Source organism: Pseudomonas sp. PS02303, assembly GCF_029959925.1.
Lineage (GTDB): Bacteria > Pseudomonadota > Gammaproteobacteria > Pseudomonadales > Pseudomonadaceae > Aquipseudomonas > Aquipseudomonas mandelii.
On sequence record NZ_JASCOM010000022.1, the window covers coordinates 16,599 to 39,571 of the forward strand.

Genomic DNA, 22,973 nt, shown 5'->3' on the forward strand with positions numbered 1-22,973 from the left:
ATAACCGTGCGCAGATCGTTTGAATCGTCAACGGTCACACCTGGATCGCCTTCACTTCCACAAATTCATTGAGCCCTTCTTCTCCCCATTCCCGGCCATTGCCTGACTGTTTGTAGCCGCCGAACGGCGCCTGATAATTGAACGCCGCGCCGTTGAGAAAGCATTGCCCGGCACGCAACTGACGCCCGAGTTGCAAGGCGCGTTCGGTGCTGCCGGCCCAGACACCGCTGGACAAGCCAAACGGCGAATCGTTGGCGATCTGAATCCCTTGCGCTTCATCGGTGTAGGGAATCAGGCACAGCACCGGGCCGAAGATTTCTTCCTGGGCGATGCGCATGCGGTTATCGACATCGGCGAACAGCGTTGGACTGACGTAGTAACCGCGTTCAAACGCTTGCGCTGTTTCGCCGCCGAAAACCAGCCGCGCGCCTTCTTGTTGTCCGGCCTGAATGTAGTCATGCACGGTGCGACGCTGCGCCGCCGAGCACATCGGCCCGAGGAAACTCTGCGGGTCCAGCGGATCGCCCATACGCAGACTTTGGGTTTCGGCAATTGCCAGCTCCACGGCCTCGGCGTAACGACTGGCGGGGAGCAACATGCGGGTCAACGCGGTGCAGGTCTGCCCCGAGTTGATCATCACGTCCTGCACGCCGTAGCGCACGGCGGCAGCCAGATCGGCATCCTCGGCAACCAACAGCGGCGACTTGCCGCCCAGTTCCAGGCACACGCGCTTCACCGAAGGCGCCGCCGCTTGTGCCACGCGAACCCCGGCGCCGGTGGAGCCGGTGAACGACACCATGTCCACGTCCGGGTGCTTGGCCAGCGCTTCGCCGACTTTCGATCCTGGTCCGCTGACCAGATTGAATACGCCGGCCGGCAAGCCGATCGCTTCGATCATCTGCGCCAGCAAAAAGGCATGCAACGGCGTTTCCTGACTCGGCTTGACCACCACGGTGCAACCGGTGGCCAAAGCCGGCGCGAGCTTGCCGATCAGTTGATGCAGCGGGTAGTTCCACGGGTTGATGAAGGCGCACACACCGACCGCCTCGCGGATGACCAGCGAATTACCGACCTCGCGCACTTCATCCATCAAGCCGGCGAGTTCGACGTATTGCTCCAGGCCGATGATGGGGCCGTCGACCTGCACCGAACGGCACCATTGCACCGGCATCCCCAACTCGGTGGTGATGACCGCAGCCATTTCATCGGCCCGGGCACTTAACTGGTCGGCGAGGGCACGCAGGTAACCGGCGCGAACACTCGACGGCGTCCGCGACCATGGACCGAAGGCCCGGCGCGCCGCAGCCACCGCGTTGTCGACATCGCGCTCATCGCCCAGCGGCACCGAACCTGCGACCTCTTCAGTGGCCGGATTGATGACCTCGGCGATGCCCTGCCCCGACGGGGTCTGCCAGCGGCCATCGATAAACAGCGTCTTGTGGTTATGCATAGACATGGGCTTCCATCAGTTCAGTGGCGCAACGGGTGATTCGCTGGCAGGCGTCACGCAAGGGTTCTGCGCCCAGCACCAGGCCCAGGCGAATATGCCCGGCTGCGCTCGGACCGAAGGCTTCACCGGCCAGCACCGACACGCCATGACGGTCGAGCAAGCGGTCGGCAAACGCTTGGGCGCTGAGCCCGGTGTCGCGGATATCGACCATCACGAACATTCCGCCATCGGGTTTCAAGGCCCGCACGCCGGGGCAGTCGGCCAGGCATTCGCAGACCAGATCGCGGCGTTGGCGATAGGCTTCGCGCATCGTGTCCAGTTCCGGCAAGTTGCTTTCCAGCGCGACGACGGCGGCGTCCTGCACGAAGTCCGGCAAACCGTAGAGCATGCACAGTGCGAGGTTTTCCAGGTGCTCGGCCAGCGCCGGTGGCGCGATTGACCAGCCGATGCGCCAGCCGGTCATGGCGTGGGATTTCGACAGGCTGTTGAGTGTCGCGGTGCGCTCGGCCATGCCCGGCAAACTCGCCGGACTGATGTGTTCGCCGTCGAACAGCAACTCGCTGTAGACCTCATCGGAAATCAGCCACAGGTCGTGGGTGATGCATAAATCTGCAAGCGCCTGCCAAGTGCTGCGCGACAAACTGGCGCCGGACGGGTTGTGTGGACTGTTCAGTGCCAGCGCCCGGGTACGCGGCGTGATGCGGGTGGCGACGTCTTCGGGCAACACCCGAAACCCGTTTTCGGAACGCACCGGCACCGGAATCACCACCGCACCGCAGGCACCGAACACGGCTTCATAAGTGACGTACATCGGCTCGGCGACGAGCACTTCGTCGCCCGGATTCAGTACGCACTGCGCCACGCAGAACAACGCGCATTGCGCCCCGGCGAGCACGGTGACCTGCTCCGCCGAAACGTGCTGGCCACTGCGTTTGGCGTAATGCCGGGCGATGCTTTCACGCAGTGCGCGTTTGCCACGCACGTCGGCGTAGTGGGTGTTGCCGGACAACAGGCTGTCGATGGCCGCCTGCACAATCGGCACCGGGGTGTCGAAATCCGGGTCGCCGACTGACAGCAGCAGAATGTCTTCGCCCTGCTCTTTCAGCGCCAAAGCGCGGTAGTGAATGTCCCAGGCGGCAGCGCCGTCACCGGCGATGCGTTGAGTCAGATCGGAAAAGCGCATGGCGGTATCCTTTTTACAAAATTGGAGTCACTGCGCGCACGCGTGCTTGAGTTCGATCAAGGTCACGCCGTTGCGCTTGAAGCCGTGGCGCAAGTCGGTTTGCAACTCGGCCAGGCTTTGCGGCTCGCTCACCGTGCAACCGAACGCACGGGCAAGGGCGGCAAAGTCCGGGTTGCGCGGCAGCACGCCAATCGGCTCGATATCCAGCCCGATCATGTCGTCGCGGATTTGCCCCAGCGCGTCGTTGTTCCAGAGCAACACCACCAGCGGGCTGTCCAGCTCTTCGACGGCGGTGGCCAGTTCTTGCGCGGTGTAGAGAAAACCGCCGTCGCCAACCAGCACCAGACCCGGCCGCTGCGGCGCGCCGAACTTGGCGCCGATGCCCGCCGGCAAGCCATAACCCAGCGTGCCGTAGCCGGTCGGATGCAACCAGCTGCGTGGTGTCAGGCTGTTGAAGGCGTAGTTGCCGGTGTAGGCCAGTTGGGTCATGTCGGTGCTGATGAAGGCATCGTCCGGCAGCTCCGCAGCGATACGTTCGAGTATCGCTTGATGGATCGACTGCAAGGGACCGTGGCTGTTTTGCACCGCTTCACGCAGCGCTGCGACGGACGCGATCGCTGCACTGGCATCGCGGTTGGCGGGCGACAGACGTTCCAGCAACGCGGCGAGGGTGTGTTGCGCATCGCCTTGCAGCGCCACCGCGCACGGGTAGAAATCGTTGAACTTGCGCGGGTCGATGTCCACGCGCAGCAGCTCGGCATTCAGCGGCAGACGCTCGCGCCAGAAATCGGTGTCGGCCATTTCGGTGCCAACGGCCAGCACCACGTCCGCCTCGGCGATGAGTTGCCAGCCCGGCTCGACGCACAGGGTCGAGCCGGCATTGAGGGGTGCATCCGGCGGCAACAGGCCTTTGCCGGCCACGCTGGTAAACAGCGGCGCGGCGAGTCGGGTGCTGAGTTCATGCACTTGCTGCTGCGCATTCAATGCGCCACCGCCGGCGATGATCATCGGCCGTTTGGCGCTTTGCAGTTTGGCCACGGCCTGATCCAGCGCCGTAGCGGCCGGTACGCCACGGCTCGGGCGACGCACCACTTCATTGCTCCAGTCGCGGCTGACCTTTGCCGACAGCACGTCGAGCGGCACGGAAATGTGCACCGGGCGCGGACGTTCACTGTCAAACACCGCGTAGGCACGGGCGATCAGTTCAGGCAGGTCCTCGGCGCTGAGCGCCACCGCCGAGAACGCCGTGATCGGCGCGGTAATTGCGCGCTGGTCCTGGGTTTCGTGCAGGCACCCCCAGCCTTTGCCGAGGCTGGCGGTGTGGTTGACGCTGGATATCACCAGCATCGGAATCGAGTCGGCATAGGCCTGGCCGATGCCGGTCGCGGCATTGGTCACGCCCGGCCCGGTGATGATGAAGCACACACCCGGTTTTCCGCTGACTCGGGCGTAGCCGTCGGCCATGAAACTGGCGCCTTGCTCATGGCGCGTCAGCACATGGCGAATGCCGCTGCCGGGCAGGCCACGGTACAACTCCAGCGTGTGTACGCCGGGGATGCCGAACACGGTGTCGACGCCGTAGTTGGCCAGCAGGCGGACCAGGGCCTGGCCGCCGGTCAATGTTGTGCTTTGCATATTCACGTCCTCACTCGTGGCCGAGGCGAATCAACGCATCGACCGCAGTCGTGCCATCGGCACCGACCAACAATGGGTTCACATCAAGTTCCAGTAACTGCCCGGCGTTCTCGCAGGCGTAATCGGCCACCGCTCGAATCGCCGCCACCAGCGCGTCCAGATCCGCCACTTGGCGACCGCGAAAACCTTGCAGCAACGCGGCACTGCGCAGGCCGAGCAACGCTTGGCGAATGGCGCCATCGGTGGTGGGCAGCAACAGGCTGCGACTGTCCTTGAGCAACTCCACCAGAATTCCGCCCGCGCCGATGACCAAGGCCAGGCCGAAGTCGTTTTCGCGTTTGATGCCGACGATCAGCTCGGCCAACGGCGGCTTGGCCATGGGCTCCAGCAGCACCTGATCGAACGGCACGTGCGGCGCGTAATCGACGAGGCTGGCGCGCATTTTTTCCAGGGCAGCGTTCAGAGCGGCGCCGTCCTTGAGGTTCAACGCCACGGCGCCGGCTTCGGTTTTGTGCGGCAGTTGGGAGCTGACCGCTTTCAATACCAACGGATAACCCAGCGCGTTGGCGTCGCTCAACGCCTCGTCCGGTGAGCTCAACACGCCGTTGGGCGTCTGCAGACCGAAGGCGCGCAACGCTTTTTTCGAATCCCATTCATTGAGCAAGCGACCTTCGCCTTCCAGCGCCTGAGGGCAGTGCGGCACCAGCACTGATTCACCGAGCGCCAGCAGCGCCTGACGGTTGCGTTGATAGCCAGCAATCCGACCCCACGCGGCCAGCCCGTCTTCGACGCCTTGCAACGCCGCCACGCCTTGGGTATGCAGACGTTCGCGAGCGTGGGCCGGCAGCAATTCCGGGAAAGCCGAGGTGACAAAACCGGTCTTGCCGTGACGGATCAGCGCTGCACAGAACAGCTCCAGCAGCAGGTCGCATTCCTTGCGTTCGCCGGTAAATTCGGCCGGGTAATCGAGCACCAGCATCGCCGCATCGGCTTCGGTGCGCAGGGCGCTGTCGAGCATGTGGTTCAAGGCTTCGCCGTCGCCCCAGATCGCCGTGGTGAAATCCAGCGGATTGACCAGATTGGCGTAGCTCGGCAGCACTTGCGCCAGCTCATCGCGCTGACCTTCGTCGAGTTTCGGCAAGCTCAGCTCGTTGCGCTCGGCGTAGTCGGCAATCAGCCCGGCATCGCCTCCCGAACAGGCCAGTGCGATCAGGCTGTTGCCCGCCGGCAACTTGCCGCACGCCGCCGCTTTCAAGGTTTCGACGAAACTCACCGGGCCGCTGACGCGGATCACGCCGAGGCGCGCAAACAGACTGTCGTACAGCGCATCGGAACCGGACAGGGAGCTTGTGTGACTCAGCGCCAGCTCGGCACCGATCTGCGACACGCCGGTTTTCAAGGCGATGATCGGAATGCCCTTCTCCAATGCCTTGTGCGCCGCGCGGGCGAAACCCGGGACGTTTTTCAGGCCTTCGAGGTGCAAGCCGATGGCGGTGACGCGCGGCTCATCGAGCAACACGTCCATCAATTCGGCGATGCCCAGTTGCGCCTGATTGCCGACCGACGCCATGTAGGCCACTGGTAGCGAGCGGTCACTCATGGACAGGTTGTAGGCAAAGTTACCGCTTTGGGTCAGGACGGCGACGCCCTTCTCCACCGGTTTTCCGCCATGGGCCACCGGCCACAGCGCGGAGCTGTGCAAATAGTCGAGCAGGCCGTAACAGTTGGGGCCGAGCAAGGCCATGTGGCCGGCGGCTTTGAGCAATTGTTGCTGCAAGGCCTGGCCCTCGGCACCGGTTTCGGCGAACCCGGAGGCGTAGCAGATCGCCCCGCCTGCGCCCTTGGCGGCCAGTTCGGCAACGCAGGTCAGGGTCAGCTCGCGGTTGGTCGCGATGAACACCGCGTCCGGGCCGCACGGCAGTTCGGCAATACTGCGCACACACGGCACGCCTTCAAGGCTGTCGTGCTGCGGATTGACCAGCCACATCTCTCCAAGGTAACCGCCGTCGGCGCAGCGCTTGAGCGCGCGGGCCATGCTGCGGCCACCGATAAACGCCAGGTGGCGCGGTGCGAGCATGCGTTTGAGGTTGTCACGAATCGTTTGCGACATAGCCATTCTCCGGACCGGTCAGCGCAACAGTGGCCGCAGCAATTCGCGGGAAATGATGTGGCGCTGGATTTCCGAGGTGCCTTCCCAGACGCGCTCGATCCGCGCGTTGCGCCAGATGCGTTCCACCGGGCATTCGTCCATCAGGCCCATGCCGCCAAAGATCTGCACCGCCTCATCGGCGACCTTGCCGAGCACTTCACTGGCAAACAACTTGGCCATGCCGGCCTCGCCGTCGGTCATGGTGCCCTGGTCCATTTTCCAGGCGGTGTGCAAGGTCAGCAGTTCGGCAGCACGGATCTGCGTGACCATGTCGGCGAGCTTGAACGAGATGCCCTGATAGGTGCCGATCGGCTGGCCGAACTGCTTGCGGTCGGCGGCCCATTGCAGCGACACGTCGAGCGCGCGTTGCGCCTGGCCGACGCAGTTGGCGGCGACCATCACCCGTCCGGCCGTGAGCCAGGCGTTGGCCACGTCCCAGCCCTTGCCGACTTCCCCCAGCACTTTATTGGCGGGGACGCGGCAGTCGTCAAAGAACATTTCAAAGGTGTGATAACCGCGGTTGCTCACGCACTTGGGACCCCGGCGAATGGTCATGCCCGGCGTGTCGCGGTCGACCAGGAACGACGTCACGGCGTTGCGCTGTTTGCCGTTGTGTTCGTAGGTGTCGGTGACCGCGAAAACGATGGCGAAATCGGCGTGACCGGCGTGGCTGATGAAGTGCTTGCTGCCGTTGAGAATGAAGTCATCGCCGTCGCGCACGGCACGGGTCTTGATCGCGTTGGCGTCGGAACCGGCACCCGGCTCGGTCAGCGCGAAGCAATCGATTTTCTCGCCCTGGATGCACGGCAGCAGGTAGTCGTTGATCTGCTCGCCGGTGCAAGCCATGAGGATTTTCGACGGCCGCGCGACAAACACATGCAGCGCCCACGAAACCTTGGACAGTTCACGCTCGATCAGCGCCTGGGACAGGTAATCGAGGCCGCCACCGCCCACTTCTTCGGGCATGTTGAAGGCATAGAAACCTGCCGCAATCGCCTTGCCACGGATCTGTGCCGCCAGCTCCGGGGAGACTTCGTCGGCGCGGTCGACCGCTTCCTCATGAGGCAGCAGTTCCTTGGCGACAAAGCTGCGTACCGCGTCCACCAACATGTCTTGTTCTTGGGTCAGTTGGAAATTCATGGGGCTACCTGTTGTTCATGTGCTGAGTAGGTGTACGAGGCCAGTCATCGGGCCTATTGGCCGCTGAAGTGTGCCGGGCGTTTTTCGATGGCGGCGCGCAAGGCTTCGGCGCCGTCTTTGCTGCGACCGCAAAGCAGGCCGGCGGCGAGCTCGGCTTGCAGTTGCTCCGGCAGGCTGCGCTGGGCGCCTTCGCGCATGAGTTTTTTGGTCTGGGCGAAAGCGAACGTCGGACCGTTGGCCAGGCGCGTGGCCAATTCGGTGGTCACGTCGTGCAGTTGTTCATCGGCGCAGACTTCGCCGACGAGACCGGCGGCCAAGGCACGGTCGGCGCCCCACAACTCGTCGAGGAACAGCAGGCGCTTGGCTTGTTCAGTGCCGATCAGGCGCGGCAGATGCCAGCTGGCACCGGCGTCCGGCGAGTAGGCCATGCTGGTGTAGCCGGCCTTGAAGCGCGCCGATTGCGCGGCGATGCGCAGGTCGCAGCACAGCGTCAGGTCCATCCCGGCGCCGACGGCGGTGCCGTTGATGGCGGCGATGGTCGGTTTTTCCAGGCTGTACAAACGGCTCATCAATGCATGGGCGGTTTCGGTCCAGCCGTAGCTTTCGAGGGCGCCACGGGCTTCGGCATCGGCCCACTCGGCGAGATCCGCGCCGGAGCAGAAACTGCGGCCGCTGCCGGTCAGCACCACGACCCGAACGGAGGGATCGGCGTTGAACTCATCGAGCACGGCGTGCAGGTTTTTCAGGGTCGGAATGTCCAGCGCATTACGCTGATCGGGGCGATCGAGGGTGATCCAGGCCACGCCGGCTTTTACTTGGCACAGCAGAGAAATGTGAGTAGTCATGCGAATCCTCGAATTATTGTGTTTGGCGTGAGGTGGTGCGACTTAGGGCCATACTAAACGAGTGTTCAGCAAGACGGCAATTGGCTGAAAAATGGTCTGTAACAGCTGCGCTTACTTAGTAAGTAGTTGATTTTGTTGGTTTAAGTTCTGACATCCAGCCATGCAACGACTGCGCTGTTACAACTTTGAACAACTGCCTACAGCGCGTAACCCGCCAAAAACAACGATGGGAGCGAGCTGTGGCGAGGGGATTGATCCTCTCGCCACGGCTTGCTCCCATGGGGTTTTGTCTTGGCGTGTACCGCTACGCCGTCGGCAAGCTCGGTGCCAGCACCGCCTGGCGCTTGCGTTGAGTCAGGAAGTACGCGGCGTAGCACACCGCGATAAACCCGAAGCCCCAATACAGCGAAGGGCGCTGCGTTTCATCCAATGCCAGGAACACGAACAGCGAACAGCACAACGCAATGCATGTCAGCGGCAACAGCGGGAACCACGGCGCGCGGTATTTCAAGTCGCTGAGCTTGCCGCCATCGCGCAGGTAAGCCTTGCGGAATTTGTACTGCGCCAGCGCGATCACGATCCAGGTCACCGTGCCCGACATACCGCTCACCGCCATCAACACCATGAACAGCGTGTCCGCCGCGACGAAGCTGGTCATCAACGACACCAGCGCGAAGCACAAGGTGATGCTCAGCGCCCGCAACGGCACGCCGCGCTTGCTCAACGGCGACAGGCTTTTCGGCGCCATGCCGGTCTTGGACATCGCCCACAGAATACGCGTAGAGGCATACAGGCCCGAGTTACCCACCGACAGAATCGCCGTAAGAATCACAAAGTTCATCAAGTCAGCCGCATAAGGAATGCCGACCATGTCGAACACTTGAACGAACGGACTTTCCATCAACCCGGCCTGCTGCCACGGCACGATTGCCGACAGCACCACGATCGCCAGCACATAGAAAATCAACACGCGAAACACCACGTTGCGCACGGCAAGCGGGATGCTTTTTTCCGGCTGATCGGTTTCGCCGGCGGCCACGCCCATGATCTCGCAGCCCTGGAAGGCGTAGACCACAGTCATCATCACTGCGAACACTGCCGACAAACCGTTGGGGAACAGCGAGTCGCCGATCAGGTTGGTCATCATCGGTGCCGGTGCGCCGCTGGTCAGTGGGATCGCGCCGAAAATCACCAGCACGCCGACCACAATAAACCCGAGGATCGCCGCGACCTTGATCCCGGAAAACCAGTATTCCGCTTCACCAAAAGCGCGTGTGGCCAACGCATTCAGGCCGAACAGCACCACCACGAACAGCGCCGACCAGTACCAGATCGGAATGGTTGGAAACCAGCGTTCCATCAGCATGCCTGCCGCCGTGAACTCCAGGCCCACGGTGGTCGCCCAACTCATCCAGTACACCCAGCCGATCATGAATCCGGTAGCCGGCCCGATGAACTTGGTCGCGTGGGTTTGAAACGAGCCGGACACCGGCATTTGCACGGACAATTCGCCCAGGCACACCATCACCAGGTACATCAGGAAACCGGCGACCAGGTAAGCGAGAATCGCCCCCACCGGCCCGCCCTGATTGATCGTCACTCCGGAGCCCATAAACAACCCCGTGCCGATCACGCCCCCCAGTGACAACATGAAAATGTGTCGGCTTTTTAAAGCGCGGGTCAGGTGGATGCCATTACGTTCGATAGATTCGCTCATGTCCGCACCCCATCAGCAAGGTGCGCGTGGCGCGAGGAGGGATCAGCTTTACGGCGGTTCATTATTATTATCTCCAATAAGCTTCGAAGACCGCGCTGTGGCGGTTATCTCGATTATTGGAAGGCCATGTAAGCTCCCGTTGACCTTAACGCTCGAAGTTGTAAAAAGTCGTAACGAACTTGTATGTCAGGGGTGCAGCAGGTCGGTCAGCGTCTGTTGCGAATGCTGCAAGTGCGCGTGAACCTGCGGTGCCAATATCCGCAACCTTGATTCGTCGTTGACCAGCGCAGCCTCTTCCAGCGCGCGCAGCACAGTGGCCAATGCACGAAAGCCCAATGAGTCGCTGCTGCCGGCCAGGCGATGCGCCAGGTGAGCGACTTCGGTGCAATCGTCGGCCTCGATCGCTTCCGTGAGCGCTTCGCGATGCTGGCTGATCGAATCGCGCAACACCGCCAGCAATCCCTGGAGTTTCTGTTCACCGAGCAAGGTGCGGTGGGTGTCCAGCAACGGCCAATCCATTGCCTCGTCAACAGGCTGCGGCGTGGGTATTGGTGAATGCCCGGCCAGGGCCTGACGCAGATTGTCGAGCTTCAGAGGTTTGGCGAGAATGCCGTCCATCCCGGCATCCAGATAACCGCGCACCAGCGCCGGTTGCACACTGGCGGTCAGGGCGAAGATTCGGCATTGGCGGTTCGGGCCTTCGGTGCCGCGAATCAATGTGCACAACTCGACGCCACTGATGCCCGGCAGGTGCACGTCGAGCAGGATCAAATCGAACGTCTGCCCGGCGCATTGCATCAGCGCCTGCTCGCCGTCTTCGGCGAGCCAGACCTGATGCCCGTCCCGTTGCAGCAAGCCGCTGACCACTTCACGGTTCAGCGCCACGTCCTCGACCACCAGAATCTTCAGCGACCTGCCGGGTTCGCTGCTTGACGCCACCTCGGTGGTGCCGGTCGACGGTTGCAACGTCACTTCAAACCAGAAACAGCTGCCCTGCCCGACCTGGCTTTCAACACCGATCTGCCCGCCCAACTGCTCCACCAGATGTTTGCAAATGGCCAATCCGAGACCGGTTCCGCCGAAGCGTTGCGCCACCTCCTCGCTGGCCTGCGTGAAGCGCTCGAAAATCTTATCCTGCACCGCCGGCGCAATGCCGATGCCGTTGTCCGTCACGCTCAGGCGCAGCCGTTGCCCGGTCTGTTGCGGGTTGGGAGCCAGCAGCACGACCTCGACTCTGACCTCTCCACCTTCGGTGAACTTGATCGCGTTGGCCAGCAAGTTGCTCAATACCTGACGCAAGAATTGTTCGGCGCCGCGGTGGCGACCAGCGACTTGCGGATCCATCCGGCAGTGCAGCGTCGTGTCGTTGCTCAGCGCGCGCGGTTCCAACAGCGTCAGCACCTCGTCGAGCAACCGCTGGAGGGAAAAGTCGACCGGTTCCGGGTGGCTGACGCCCTCCTCCAATCGAGCGAAATACAGCACTTCATTGAGAATCGACAACAACCCTTCGCCCGCCTTGTACAACGCATCCAGACGTTTGCCGTTGCGCTCATCCAAGTGGGCGTCACGCAGCAATTCGGCCATGCCAAGGATGCCGTTGAGCGGCGTGCGCAGTTCGTGGCTCATGGTCGCCAGGAACCGTGATTTCGCAAGGTTGGCCGCTTCGGCTTCATCCTTGGCACGCATCAGGCTGGCGGTGCGGCGCTCGACCCTTCGCAGCAGTTCATCGCGGTTGTCTTGCAGGGCCAGTCGATCGGTTTCCCGGCGGTCAATGTCACTGAGGATTGCCCGGCGCATGTCGTCCAGCGCATGGGCCACGGTGTCGATTTCGTCCTCGTCGGCGCCACGGCGCTTGTCCAGCTGCAAGGGGTCGTGCCAGTCACCGGCGGCAACGCGCCGGGCGAATTCGGCCATGACTTGCAGGTGCCGCGTGACCAAGCGGTAAAACAGCCCCGACAGCGCCACCGCCAGCCCGCATAAGAACACGCTCATCCATAACAGGCTGGTCAAACCGGTGGCATACAAACGCTGGTGCACGGCGCCCAGATCGGTGCTGACCTCCAACTGGCCCAGATGCCGCAACGGCCCGGACGGCGGTTGATAGTCCAATTGAAAACGCTCAATGCGCAACGGCCCTATCGGCTCCGCGTTGCCATGCAGCAGATCGAAATCAGGGCTGATCAGATGCACCCGTGCCACGTCGGAAAAATCCACCAGGCCGCGTAACTGCACATTCAATTGTTCCTGGTTCAAGTCCCAGAGACTGCGCTCCAGACTGGCCAGATACCCGGCGCGAATCAGCTCCATGCGCGAATCGATCTCGCGCATCTCGCGGCGGTATTCGAAGTACAACTGCACGGTGCTCGCCAGGACGGTGAAGCACAGGCTGAACAACAGAATGAACAACAGCAGACGCCGCAACAGCCCCCCGGGCCGTGCGCCGATCATTTCGAATTCGCCGGCAGGTTGATCATGTCGCGGTACGTGACTTCGCTTTCGTCGAGCAAACGCTCGATTTCCCCGGTATCGACCATGCGTTTGAGTTGCGCATCGATGTCCGGCATGCGGCTGGCCAGTGGTGAACGGCGTGATACCGCAATCCGCAGGTAGTCAACGCTCAAGGAGGTCGGCAAGGCGACGATGTCTTGTGCGCCCGGCAGGTTCTCGACGTAAAGCTCGCCGGTGCGTCGCTCCGAGGTGATGAAGTCGATGCGCCCGCGAATCAGTTTTCCGAAGTTCTGGCGGCTGTCAGAGACCCACTCGATGTTTTGGTGCTGGGCGACCAAGCGGTCGAATTCCACGCCATAACTTTCACCGAACAGCAGCCCGCCACGGTAATGGGCCAGGTCCTCCAGACGCTCGAATTTCACCGGACGCTGGCGGTTGATGAACAGTGCGACCTCTTCACGCAACACCGGCACCGTGGAAAACATCATGCTCTGCTCGCGTTGTGCGGTGTTGTAGGCCAACACCACATCGACCCGGCCTTCAGCGGCGTCGAGCAGGCAGCGCTTCCAGTTGCCGAGCACGATGATGTCGACTTCATAGCCGAGTTTCTCGAAGAGGTTTTTCACCACGCTCGGGGCCAGGCCGCGCACCTGCTTGCCGTCACTCCAGGAGATCGGCGGGTAGACCGGATAGTCGCAATAGCGAATCTTTTCCGCCGCCATTGTGCTGTGGGCGACCACCCCCAGCAGCAGCGCAAACAGCCGCCACATAAGAGTCAGGCCGCTACGCTGGCGGTGAACAGGTAACCGGCACCGTGGATGGTAATGATCAACTGCGGCTCGGCCGGGTCGTCGTGCAACTTGCGCCGCAAACGTCCGACCAACACGTCGATGGAACGATCATTGGGCACCCACTCGCGGTTGCGGATCTGGTCCATCAACTGATCGCGGCTCAAGGTATGGCCGCTGTTGCGCAGGAACACGCTGAGCAGCTGGTATTCGCCGTGGGTCAGCAGGGTTTCGCTGCCAGTGGCGTCGATCAGCCGTCGGCGATCGGTGTCCAGCGCCCAGTCGGCGAATTGCTTGACCGGTTTTGCAATGGCCGCCACCGGCTGGGGCGCCTGCGCGTGGCGAACCCGGCGTATCAGGTTTTTCGCCCGGGACACCAGCTCGCGTGGGTTGAGGGGTTTGATCACGTAGTCGTCGGCGCCGCATTCGAGGCCGACGATGCGATCGATTTCATCGTTGCGCCCGGTGATCAGAATGATCCCGACTTCCGAACGGACCCGCAGCTCCCGGGTTAGGGTCAGCCCGTCCTTGCCCGGCAAGCGGATATCGAGCATCACCAGATCCACCGTCTGGCTCGCCAGAAAGGTTTCGGCCAGCTCCGCGGTGGCGGCGCAATGCACGTCATAACCTTCCTGGGACAGGTAGGCATGCAGCAGTTCGCGAATCAGCGGATCGTCATCGACGATCAGTACCCGAGGAGTCATCGCTAGGTGTCCCGCGTATGCCCGAAGGCGTGTTTCTTATTAGAGTGTTTTGTTGCCTTGGCGCCAGAGAGTATCGGCAGCTGAACGACCGATCAACAGCCCGTCGTCTGAACGCAAAACCGTTGACGACCGCCGGCCTGCAAGCCGTCGACCCAGGCTTCGCAAATCTGAATGCCTTGCTCCGGGGTAAAGGTGCCTGGGTTGAGCCCCGACTCCAGCCACAAACCATCAAGCAACGCGCTAAGGCTGATGGCGGCCAGGTCGGCATCGAAGTGTTCCCAGCCCTCCTCCTGCGCCAATTCGGTCAGGACTTTACGCAAGATGCCGCGATACTCTCCGTAGGAATGCTCGTGCGCGAGGTTGATTGATTCCGCCGTGCGTACAGCCCCCCAGAATGCCAGCCAGGCATCAATCAATTGCGGGTCGAGCAATTCGGCTGAAAACGAGCCGCGAAAAAACGCCGACAAGCGTTCCCGGGCGCTGGGTGCCGCGTGTTCCATGGCGTCGCGCAGCAACCCCATGACCCTGCCAGTAATCGCCCGGTAGGCCTCGGCCACCAATTCGTCCTTGCCGGAATAATGATGGCTGATCAACCCGACCGAGACGCCGGCCTCGGCGGAAATCTTGCGGATCGATGCACCCTGAAAGCCGTGGCGCTTGAGGCAAACCAGCGTGGCTTCGATCAGGTTGGCCTTGCGCAACTCCGGCTCCATGCGGGAAAAACGGGCTTCCTGACTCATGCGCGACACTCTCCGTGGATCAATCATTAGGGCGCGGCGGTGAACGCCGTGGGCTGAACGACTGTACAGCAAGAGCGTGGCAAGTCTCCAGTCAGTCGCGATAACCCGGCGCCACCCGCTCAAGCAATCGCAACAGCGCGGCCCAGGCCAACTGCATGGCGTCCGGGTCGCTCAACTCCCCTTCGTCCAGCGGCCGGCCAGGATCATTGAACTGACGTTCGGTGTGTTCGCACACCTCGCTCGGCGGCAAGACCAACTCACCGGCAGCTTGCGCAGCGAGCTGGATTTCACAGGCTTTTTCCAGGTAGTACATGCGCAAGAAGGCTTGGCTCACAGTCTCGCCAACGGTCAGCAAACCGTGATTACGCAGCATCAGCACCGGCTTGTCACCAAGGTCCTGCACCAGGCGCTGCTGCTCGCTCATGTCCAGCGCCACGCCTTCATAGTCGTGATAGGCCACCCGCCCGTAGAACTCCATGGAGATCTGATTCACCGGCAACAACCCGCACTTCAACGCCGCGACCGCGCAGCCGGATCGGGTGTGGGTGTGCAGCACGCACTGCGCATCGTCACGGGCACCATGAATGGCGCTGTGAATCACAAAACCTGCCGGATTCACGGGATACGGCGACGGCTCCACGGCCCGGCCATCAAGGCCGATCTTCACCAGATTCGACGCGGTGATCTCATCGAACATCAGCCCGTATGGATTGATCAGGAAGTGATGCTCAGGCCCCGGCAGTCGCACCGAGATGTGGGTAAAAATCAGATCGGTCATGCGAAAGTGCGCGATCAATCGATAACAGGCGGCCAGTTCCTCGCGCAGATGCTGTTCCGTCGTGCTGCGCAGCGGGTGGGCGATCTCGTTCATTGTTGCGGTTCTCCAGGGTGATCGACTGCGCAAAACAGTAAGGCCGGACGCGGTGAAACGTCCAGCCGCCAGCGGCTACTTGCTGGCCCAGGCATTAAAACGCTCTTCGAGTTCTTCGCCGTGATCGACCCAGAACGCCACGTCCATCGACAGCGCGCCTTTCAGGTTTTGCGGCGCCGTGGGTACCCATTGCGCGAGTTTGCCGTCGAGTCTGGCTGCCGCTTGCGTATTGGTCGGGCCGTAAGGGATCTGCTCGACATACTTGACCTGCGCGTCCGGCTGATTGGCGAACGCGATAAAGCGCTTGGCCTGATCGAAATGTTTCGAGCCTTTGATGATCGCCCAGTAATCCATGCCATACAGACTGCCCGGCCACACCAGCCCCAGGTGACTGCCGTTTTGCGCGGCTGCGGCCACACGTCCGCTGTACGTCGAGGTCATCACCACATCCCCGGCTGTCAGCCATTGCGCCGGTTGCGCGCCGGCTTCCCACCACTGGATGTAGGGTTTGAGCTCGGTGAGCTTGGCGAAGGCCCGGTCGACACCTTGCGGCGTGTTCAACACTGAATAAACGTCTTCGACTTTCACGCCGTCGGCCAGCAACGCGAACTCCAGGTTATACACAGCACGCTTGCGCAGCCCGCGTTTGCCGGGGGTTTTCTGCACATCCCAGAAGTCGGCCCACGACGTCGGAGCCTGCGCCAGCTTCTGCGTGTCGTAGGCAATCGCCACGCTCCACACCAGCGCTGCCGAACCGCACGGCTGCGCCGCGTCGGGAATCAATTGTTCGACGCGACCGAGGGTTTTCCAGTCGAGTTTTTCATACATTCCTTCATCGCAACCGCGCATCAGGTCGGGGCCTTCTATCTGCACCACGTCCCAATCGGCGTTGCCGGTGTCGACCATCACTTTGATCCGGGCCATCTCACCGTTGTATTCGCTTTGAATCAGCTTGCTGCGATCCGCAATGCTGAACGGCTGGAAGAACGCCACATCCTGGGCTTTCTGGCCGGCGCCGCCGTAACCCACCACCACCATGTCCGGTGCTGCCTGAGCGCTGCCAAGGCTGACGGCCAAGGACAGCATCAAGGGATAAAAACCGTGCTTGAGCGTATTCGATTTCATCAGTGGTTCCTCTTGCCGGTGCCACTCGACTCAACGTCGACGTGACCCTTTTTTATTGTTGTGAGGTTCGCCCCAGGTGCGGGCGCCAAACGAATCTACTGCGAGGCACAGTAAAAAAACAAGTTGATTTTTTACTACAGGTAAATTTCTATAGGCAAATAATAACAACACCGAAAAGCCGGCCTTTCGGCTGCAGCCTGCCTGGAGTAACCGTCCCATGCCGACCTCGTCCCCCGCTTTTGCACACCTGTTCGAACCCTTGCAGCTGCGTGGCAAACGCCTGAAGAACCGCATCATGTCCAGCGGTCACGACACCTCGATGCCCACCGACAACCTGGTCAACGAGCAACTGATCGCTTACCACACCGCTCGGGCCGAAGGTGGCGTCGGACTGATCGTGTTGCAAGTGGCCGGGGTGCATGACAGCGCGCGGTACACCTCCCATGTGCTGATGGCCACTGACGACGCTTGCATCGAGGGCTATCGGACGATCGCTGAACGTTGCCATGCGCACGGCACCGTGGTGCTGTCGCAGATCTTCCATCCAGGTCGGGAAATCATGGAGTCCAGCGATGGCTTGCTGGCCGTCGCCTACTCGCCGTCAGCGGTGCCCAACGAGCGTTTCCGGGTGATGCCGCGTGCGCTGGATCAAGCGATGATCGACGAGATCGTCGCCGGTTACGGTGCCGCTGCCCGACGTCTGTACCAGGCCGGAATCGACGGTGTGGAAGTGGTCGCCAGCCATGGCTACCTGCCGGCGCAATTCCTCAACCCCAGGGTCAACCGTCGCACCGATGGCTATAACGGCGAGCTGGAACAGCGGTTGCGTTTCCTGCGTGAAGTGATCGCGGCGGTGCGCGCCAACACCGATGAGCACTTCATCGTCGGCCTGCGCATTTCCGCCGATGAACGCGATCCCGAGGGGCTGACCGAGGACGAATCCCTGGCCGCCGTGCAATCCCTGCAACCAATTCTGGACTACGTGCACATCGTCGCCGGCACCTCGGCTTCGTTGGGCGGCGCCGTGCACATCGTGCCGCCGATGGCGATCGAAGCCGCGTACCTGGCCAAGGAAGCCGGAACGTTCAAGGCCGGGTTGTCGATTCCACTGTTCGTCACCGGGCGCATCAACCAACCGCAAGAAGCCGAGCTGATTCTGGCTCGCGGGCAAGCCGACGTCTGTGGCATGACCCGCGCCCTGATCTGCGACCCGCAAATGCCCAACAAAACCGACACTGGCCATGTCGAAGACGTGCGCGCCTGCATCGCCTGCAACCAGGCCTGCATCGGCCACTTCCACAAAGGCCTGCCGATTTCCTGCATCCAGCACCCGGAAACCGGGCGTGAACTGATCTTCGGCCAGCGACAACCAGCCGCCCAACGCAAGCGCATCATGATCGCCGGCGGCGGACCGGCCGGGATGAAAGCCGCCGCCGTGGCCGCCCAGCGCGGCCATGACGTGACACTCTACGAAGCCAGTTCGCAACTCGGCGGCCAGGTCTTGCTGGCGCAACTGCTGCCCCGGCGTGCCGAATTCGGCGGCGCCAGCACCAACCTGCAACGCGAAATGGAGCTGGCCGGGGTGCGCGTTGTGCGCAATACCCGCGTGGACCGGACGCTGGTCGAACGCGAGCGGCCGGACATGGTGATCGTTGCTACCGGCGCCGAACCGTATTGGCCGAACTTCGAGCGAGGCGGCGAACTGCAGGTCGTAGACGCCTGGCAAGTGCTGCGCGAGGAGGTGCAAATCGGTCGTTCCGTGGTGGTCGTCGATTGGCGCGCCGACTGGATCGGCCCCGGCATCGCCGAACGTCTGGTACGCGCCGGGCACCAGGTGCAACTCGCCGTCAACGGCACCCATTGCGGGGAAAACCTGCCGCTGTACGTGCGCGATCAACTGGCCGGCGAACTGCACAAACTCGGCATCCCGATCACCCCCTACGCCCGCCTCTACGGCTGCGACGACAACACCGTCTACCTGCAACACACCGCCAGCGGCGAACCGATGCTCTTCGAAAACATCGACACACTGGTGCTCTGCCAGGGCCATCAACCCGTCGACACCCTCGGCGCCGAGCTGCAAGGTCTGGTGGAATTTCGTCGCATCGGCGACTGCCTCGCCCCGCGCACCGCCGAAGAAGCCATCTACGAAGGTTTGAAAGTCGCCTGGGCGCTTTGAGGCTGTTTTATACTCCGGGGCTTTTACACACCCCGGTTTGGAGCACGCCATGAGCAACAGCAGCAAGATGCCGCCTGCCAGCAGCGCGCCCACACAGGACAGCGCCACGGCAGAACCGCATTTTCTCGGCACACGGATTCGTGGGTTGCGTAAACGTCGGTGCATGACCCTGGCGGAACTGGCGCAGATGAGCGAGCTGACGGCGGGGTATATCAGCCAGCTGGAACGGAATCTGGCTTATCCGTCGATTCCTGCGCTGTTCAATATCGCCCGCAGTTTGGGTGTGACCATCCAATGGTTCTTTGCCAGCGAGGGCAATACAGCGCCTGAAGATAACGGCGTTGTGGTGCGCAAGAACACTCGGATGAGCGTGCATTATGAGGACGGGATTGTGGACCAGCTGCTGACGCCGCAGCCGAATCGGCAGTTGGAAATGCTGCACTCACGGTTTCCGCCCGGGACTTACAGTCAGCAGAGTTACAGCCATGAAGGGGAAGAGGCTGGGTATTTGCTGTCGGGGAGTTTTGAGCTGTGGGTGGGCGAGCGTTATTTCCAGCTGAATGAAGGGGACAGTTTCAGCTTTTCGAGCCAGGAGCCGCATCGGTATGGCAATCCTGGTGAGGTGGACGCGGTGGTGATCTGGGTGATTACGCCGCCTTCGTTTTGAGGGGCTGGCGACCTCAGAGCGGAGAAAAATCAGGGTGTCGGCAAATTGCACGAAAAAACCGGCGTTTAGCCGGTTTTTCTTTTTACTCGCTCATTTACAACCAACCGAACCCTTTTCCCATCATGGCTGCCAAGCCCAGCGCCGTGGTGATCAACGCGCCGAACAGTAAACGAAAATCCGTTCGAGCGTCTTTGCGGTGCTCCCGAAAATCCGTTCGAGCCTCTTGACGGTGCTCACGAAACTCCACGCGAAGGTCACCAATGTCACGTCGGACGTATTCGATATGCGTCTCAAGTTTAGATACTCGCGGTTCCAATGGGTTTTCTCCTGGAGGACCTGATGGTCTTCGTCCATTCTCGTCAGTGCCACTTCTTTTGTTGCTCGGGAAGCGGTCGGGGTAATGCTCATCAAGGTTTACCAGCACAAAAGGTTCACTCATCGCAGACCTCCAGCGCTACGGTTTTGCTGCTGTCTTCGACGACGATATCTGCCAGCACATTGAGCGAATGCAGGCGAATAAATCCGCAGTACTTGCAATTAAGCATCACCGCCGGCGTGCCGGAGCGGAAATACTCTTTGCCACACGCCCAAGGCAACCCGACACCCGTCGCCCCGGCCTGGAGTGGTAACTCCCACTCATCATGCTCACAGAACGGGCACCCGGTATTCTTTATTCGCGCTTTGAAAATGTTGGCCAACCGCCCGGTATCCAGATGAAGATCCCCAGGCATTGGCTTGCCTCGTGACACCCCGGTCTGATCATTACTCTGAAAACCATCTTCACTGCTGCTGTACATCGCTACCTCCTCCTTGAGGGAATAAATCATCGATTAACCGATCAACCAGAAGATGGTGCGTAACGTCCAGCCACCTGCTCGACCGCGAAGTCATTACGGATGCCTTCGCTGAAAAACGAATATACCTTCGATCAATCTCGGACGTATCCGCGTGCAAAGTAGGACGATTCTCTCGTTTGTGTCAGCCCGGAATTACGCCTGTGAGATCCGTCCACGGGCTCTTGCGAAAGCTGCCAGCGCAAGGTCACAGGTTTCTCTGATGAGTGGGGTCTTCGGTTGAAAAGGTCAGTGGCCGTTCCGGCATTGCACCGGCATCGCCTACAGGTTCTGCTTGAGGTCTGGAAATGATCGGCGCCACCAGTCGCAACACACCCCTCTCAATCAATGAGAGAAGTCCAAAAGCAATGAAGCCAAAAATCAGCCCGACAACCAAAATGCTCAATGGGTGAATTTGCACGGCGTCGGAGCTGTCCAGCATGTAGAGAAAAGCCTGAACAGCGACGGCCACACAGGCCGCCAGGGCTGCAATCAGCTTGATAATCAACCAAAGCCGCCGCCATCTGTTCATGCTCTTCCCCGCTATCCGGTGATTTCGCTCTTTATTGCATGATAGCTAATGAGCGGGATGCGCCTTCTTTCTCGCATGTATCCAGATTCGGGCGGCGTAGCCTTGACGTTTACGGCGGGACTACTGCTTGTTTAAGGAAAATCCGAGCATCACGAACTTTGGTAAGGCTTCGCGTCTTTGTCAGAGTGGAGCCGGCGCCAGAATATCCGGGTGACTCTCGCTGAAGTTGTAGGCAAAATCCGAGAGTTGCGTAAGGGGGTACGCTTGCTGTGCTTTTGGGCAGGTTGCCGCCTTGTTGGCCATATCTTCGGCGGGATACTCTCCAGACGTCGCTGCACATTCAGCGACCGGGCTTGGTAACCCGACGAGTTACGCAACAGCGTCCCCATCACAATGCTGGTTTTTTCACCAGTAATCTTGTGCTATGGCGGCTGTGCGTGGGACGCCTTCGGGCGTGCCGGTCTCCTTGACTCCCGGTTTACCAACCTGCGCGCAGCTGCCACCCATTCGCTTGGTAACGAAAACGGCAGCTCCTAACGTCAAGGAGTAGACAATGCACACTGTAAATCCGTACAAATTTCTGCGCTTCCCTCACCTCAATTTTCACTGTCGATCCCGCTGCATCTCCGTCATTGGAGGTGGCAAATGACCGAATCAGCAGAAGCAAAAACCATCGGCTTCACCCCCATCTACTGTTCAGGCAAAGCGATGTTCCACGTCAGCGCTGGAGTGCCTGTGAGTGATGCATTGGCACAGGCCTCTGATTTTCTGTTCCTGGCCAAGGCGTTCACGGAAGACGCCGCCTACGTAAGAGACACCGACCGTCATGCCTGGGCCGCGCACTATTTAACGGCGATGGGTAAAGCGCTGCTTGATGATGTGGTGAAGGCGGTGACACCCAGACCTGATCGGAAGGACAAGAAAGCCGCAAAATAGCGGCCAGCCTTTCTGATAGGTGCCCTGGACATTCGGGGTATCAGACCGCCATGGGGGGTGATGTTAGTCACTTTCCCATGGCGCCTATGCTGCCACCCACTCGCTGACTGAGTACCACGGCTTGGGGTGATTGCTTTTTCACTGGAGAGATATAGAATCTATATCACCTTCTAGATTGAAGGATAGTCAGAGCTCGGACGCTCTACCAAGAAACATACGCTTTGGAGTACCCCATGACCCTCACCACTGAAAAATCTGAAAGCTTTCTGCTGCGATTACGCAAACAGGACACGCCAACAGGGGTAAGCATCTCGACAATCGAGTTGCTTATGAATCAGACCGGTTTGAGTAAAACCGAAGTCGCCCACCTCGCCTTGAGGCAATTTGCTGACCGCTATTTGCCCAAGTACGAGCTAGACGATGGACCTCTAACCCCGGCTCAAGTCTCCGCAATTCGTGCAGCTAGCCCTGCTACGGACCTTCCGGAGGAGCGCATTACTAAAAGGCTCTATTGAAAAATGACCACACCTTTTCGCCCACTGCCTGCACCAGGCGACTTTGTCTGGTGTCATTTCCCTGAAGTCATCGGGAACCCAGGCCCCAAAGCTCGCCCCGCATTGGTAGTCGCTGTTTTCGAAGATGACCATGCGGTAAGAATTGCCTATGGCACTACGCGAAAAACAGAAAAACTGTACCCAGGCGAATTTGTTTTAGACCCTGCGGACGCTGGCTTTGCATTGAGCGGTCTGGCCCAGCGCACGAAGTTCGACTTGAACAACGAAGTCCAAGTCTATTTTGATTCCGATTGGTTTGCTTCGAATCAAAGCGTCTATGCCTCCACACCTCTGCCCAAAATGGGGAGATTAGACATTGAGTATTACCCTGTCGTACAGAAGGCAGCGGAAGCGAAAGCCAAGCGCATAAAAAAGTAATATTGAGTGTTTAACAAGCCGAAGTCAGGCCGACTTTTTTAATTATGTCGCGCTTTATTTTTCACAATAGTCATGTTCGAACTCACAATACTTCATACA

At 60.7% G+C, this 22,973-nt stretch carries 21 protein-coding genes; 5 read left to right on the plus strand and 16 right to left on the minus strand.

Annotated features, from left to right (window positions below):
* Nucleotides 1-34: 34 nt before the first annotated feature.
* The 13 genes from QMX98_RS08615 to QMX98_RS08675 all read right to left on the minus strand — a co-directional run bounded on the left by QMX98_RS08615 (nucleotide 35) and on the right by QMX98_RS08675 (nucleotide 16,795).
* On the minus strand, nucleotides 35-1,450 hold the full coding sequence (locus QMX98_RS08615) for an aldehyde dehydrogenase family protein (RefSeq protein ID WP_282410576.1): 1,416 nt from the start codon (nucleotides 1,448-1,450) through the stop codon (nucleotides 35-37).
* Entirely contained in the window at nucleotides 1,443-2,633 is a 1,191-nt protein-coding gene (locus QMX98_RS08620) for an aminotransferase class I/II-fold pyridoxal phosphate-dependent enzyme (protein WP_010462180.1), read from the minus strand. The genes QMX98_RS08615 and QMX98_RS08620 overlap by 8 nt, the downstream gene beginning before the upstream one ends.
* Before the next feature lie 27 nt (nucleotides 2,634-2,660).
* The gene (locus tag QMX98_RS08625; protein WP_102594121.1) at nucleotides 2,661-4,268 is read right to left on the minus strand and encodes a 5-guanidino-2-oxopentanoate decarboxylase; all 1,608 of its coding nucleotides are present in this window, start codon (nucleotides 4,266-4,268) and stop codon (nucleotides 2,661-2,663) included.
* A 10-nt stretch (nucleotides 4,269-4,278) separates the two neighbouring features.
* A complete protein-coding gene (locus QMX98_RS08630; RefSeq protein WP_221108654.1) occupies nucleotides 4,279-6,378 on the minus strand; it encodes an acetate--CoA ligase family protein in 2,100 nt (699 codons plus the stop codon).
* 18 nt (nucleotides 6,379-6,396) lie between these two features.
* On the minus strand, nucleotides 6,397-7,557 hold the full coding sequence (locus tag QMX98_RS08635; RefSeq protein ID WP_010462188.1) for an acyl-CoA dehydrogenase family protein: 1,161 nt from the start codon (nucleotides 7,555-7,557) through the stop codon (nucleotides 6,397-6,399).
* A 53-nt stretch (nucleotides 7,558-7,610) separates the two neighbouring features.
* Complete coding sequence (locus tag QMX98_RS08640; RefSeq protein WP_077750041.1) at nucleotides 7,611-8,402, minus strand: enoyl-CoA hydratase/isomerase family protein; 792 nt, start codon at nucleotides 8,400-8,402, stop codon at nucleotides 7,611-7,613.
* A 304-nt stretch (nucleotides 8,403-8,706) separates the two neighbouring features.
* Entirely contained in the window at nucleotides 8,707-10,119 is a 1,413-nt protein-coding gene (locus QMX98_RS08645) for an amino acid permease (RefSeq protein WP_282410567.1), read from the minus strand.
* 186 nt (nucleotides 10,120-10,305) lie between these two features.
* Nucleotides 10,306-12,567 carry an ATP-binding protein gene (locus QMX98_RS08650; protein WP_282410568.1) on the minus strand — a complete coding sequence of 754 codons (2,262 nt, stop codon included), beginning with the start codon at nucleotides 12,565-12,567 and terminating at the stop codon, nucleotides 10,306-10,308.
* Nucleotides 12,564-13,337, minus strand: a complete 774-nt coding sequence (locus QMX98_RS08655; RefSeq protein WP_282410569.1) for a transporter substrate-binding domain-containing protein — start codon at nucleotides 13,335-13,337, stop codon at nucleotides 12,564-12,566. Before QMX98_RS08655 ends, QMX98_RS08650 begins: the two co-directional genes overlap by 4 nt.
* A 5-nt stretch (nucleotides 13,338-13,342) precedes the next feature.
* The gene (locus QMX98_RS08660) at nucleotides 13,343-14,059 is read right to left on the minus strand and encodes a response regulator (RefSeq protein WP_010462198.1); all 717 of its coding nucleotides are present in this window, start codon (nucleotides 14,057-14,059) and stop codon (nucleotides 13,343-13,345) included.
* A gap of 92 nt (nucleotides 14,060-14,151) precedes the next feature.
* On the minus strand, nucleotides 14,152-14,799 hold the full coding sequence (locus QMX98_RS08665; RefSeq protein ID WP_010462200.1) for a TetR family transcriptional regulator C-terminal domain-containing protein: 648 nt from the start codon (nucleotides 14,797-14,799) through the stop codon (nucleotides 14,152-14,154).
* 91 nt (nucleotides 14,800-14,890) lie between these two features.
* Nucleotides 14,891-15,670 (minus strand): class II aldolase/adducin family protein, encoded by a 780-nt coding sequence (locus QMX98_RS08670; protein WP_154913885.1) that lies wholly within the window; start codon nucleotides 15,668-15,670, stop codon nucleotides 14,891-14,893.
* 75 nt (nucleotides 15,671-15,745) lie between these two features.
* Entirely contained in the window at nucleotides 15,746-16,795 is a 1,050-nt protein-coding gene (locus QMX98_RS08675; RefSeq protein WP_282410570.1) for an ABC transporter substrate-binding protein, read from the minus strand.
* Nucleotides 16,796-17,012: 217 nt separating this feature from the next.
* Between QMX98_RS08675 and QMX98_RS08680 the strand changes: the two genes are divergently transcribed.
* A complete protein-coding gene (locus QMX98_RS08680) occupies nucleotides 17,013-18,974 on the plus strand; it encodes an FAD-dependent oxidoreductase (RefSeq protein ID WP_200667882.1) in 1,962 nt (653 codons plus the stop codon).
* Nucleotides 18,975-19,041: 67 nt separating this feature from the next.
* Nucleotides 19,042-19,641, plus strand: coding sequence for a cupin domain-containing protein (locus tag QMX98_RS08685; protein WP_200668613.1), 600 nt, complete (start codon nucleotides 19,042-19,044; stop codon nucleotides 19,639-19,641).
* A gap of 94 nt (nucleotides 19,642-19,735) precedes the next feature.
* On the opposite strand, the gene QMX98_RS08690 is transcribed toward QMX98_RS08685, so the two are convergent.
* From QMX98_RS08690 to QMX98_RS08700, 3 genes are all read right to left on the minus strand, one after another.
* A complete protein-coding gene (locus tag QMX98_RS08690; protein WP_197678981.1) occupies nucleotides 19,736-20,080 on the minus strand; it encodes a hypothetical protein in 345 nt (114 codons plus the stop codon).
* Nucleotides 20,073-20,438, minus strand: a complete 366-nt coding sequence (locus tag QMX98_RS08695) for a hypothetical protein (RefSeq protein ID WP_077750054.1) — start codon at nucleotides 20,436-20,438, stop codon at nucleotides 20,073-20,075. Before QMX98_RS08695 ends, QMX98_RS08690 begins: the two co-directional genes overlap by 8 nt.
* A 244-nt stretch (nucleotides 20,439-20,682) precedes the next feature.
* Nucleotides 20,683-21,006, minus strand: a complete 324-nt coding sequence (locus tag QMX98_RS08700; RefSeq protein ID WP_282410571.1) for a hypothetical protein — start codon at nucleotides 21,004-21,006, stop codon at nucleotides 20,683-20,685.
* A 645-nt stretch (nucleotides 21,007-21,651) separates the two neighbouring features.
* Between QMX98_RS08700 and QMX98_RS08705 the strand changes: the two genes are divergently transcribed.
* The 3 genes from QMX98_RS08705 (at nucleotide 21,652) to QMX98_RS08715 (ending at nucleotide 22,874) form a co-directional block, all read left to right on the plus strand.
* Nucleotides 21,652-21,942: a DUF3077 domain-containing protein gene (locus QMX98_RS08705; protein ID WP_010462217.1), complete on the plus strand. Its 291-nt coding sequence runs from the start codon at nucleotides 21,652-21,654 to the stop codon at nucleotides 21,940-21,942.
* Between the two features lie 233 nt (nucleotides 21,943-22,175).
* Complete coding sequence (locus tag QMX98_RS08710; protein ID WP_131060378.1) at nucleotides 22,176-22,457, plus strand: hypothetical protein; 282 nt, start codon at nucleotides 22,176-22,178, stop codon at nucleotides 22,455-22,457.
* Between the two features lie 3 nt (nucleotides 22,458-22,460).
* Nucleotides 22,461-22,874, plus strand: coding sequence for a hypothetical protein (locus QMX98_RS08715; RefSeq protein WP_083374822.1), 414 nt, complete (start codon nucleotides 22,461-22,463; stop codon nucleotides 22,872-22,874).
* Nucleotides 22,875-22,973 lie beyond the last annotated feature (99 nt).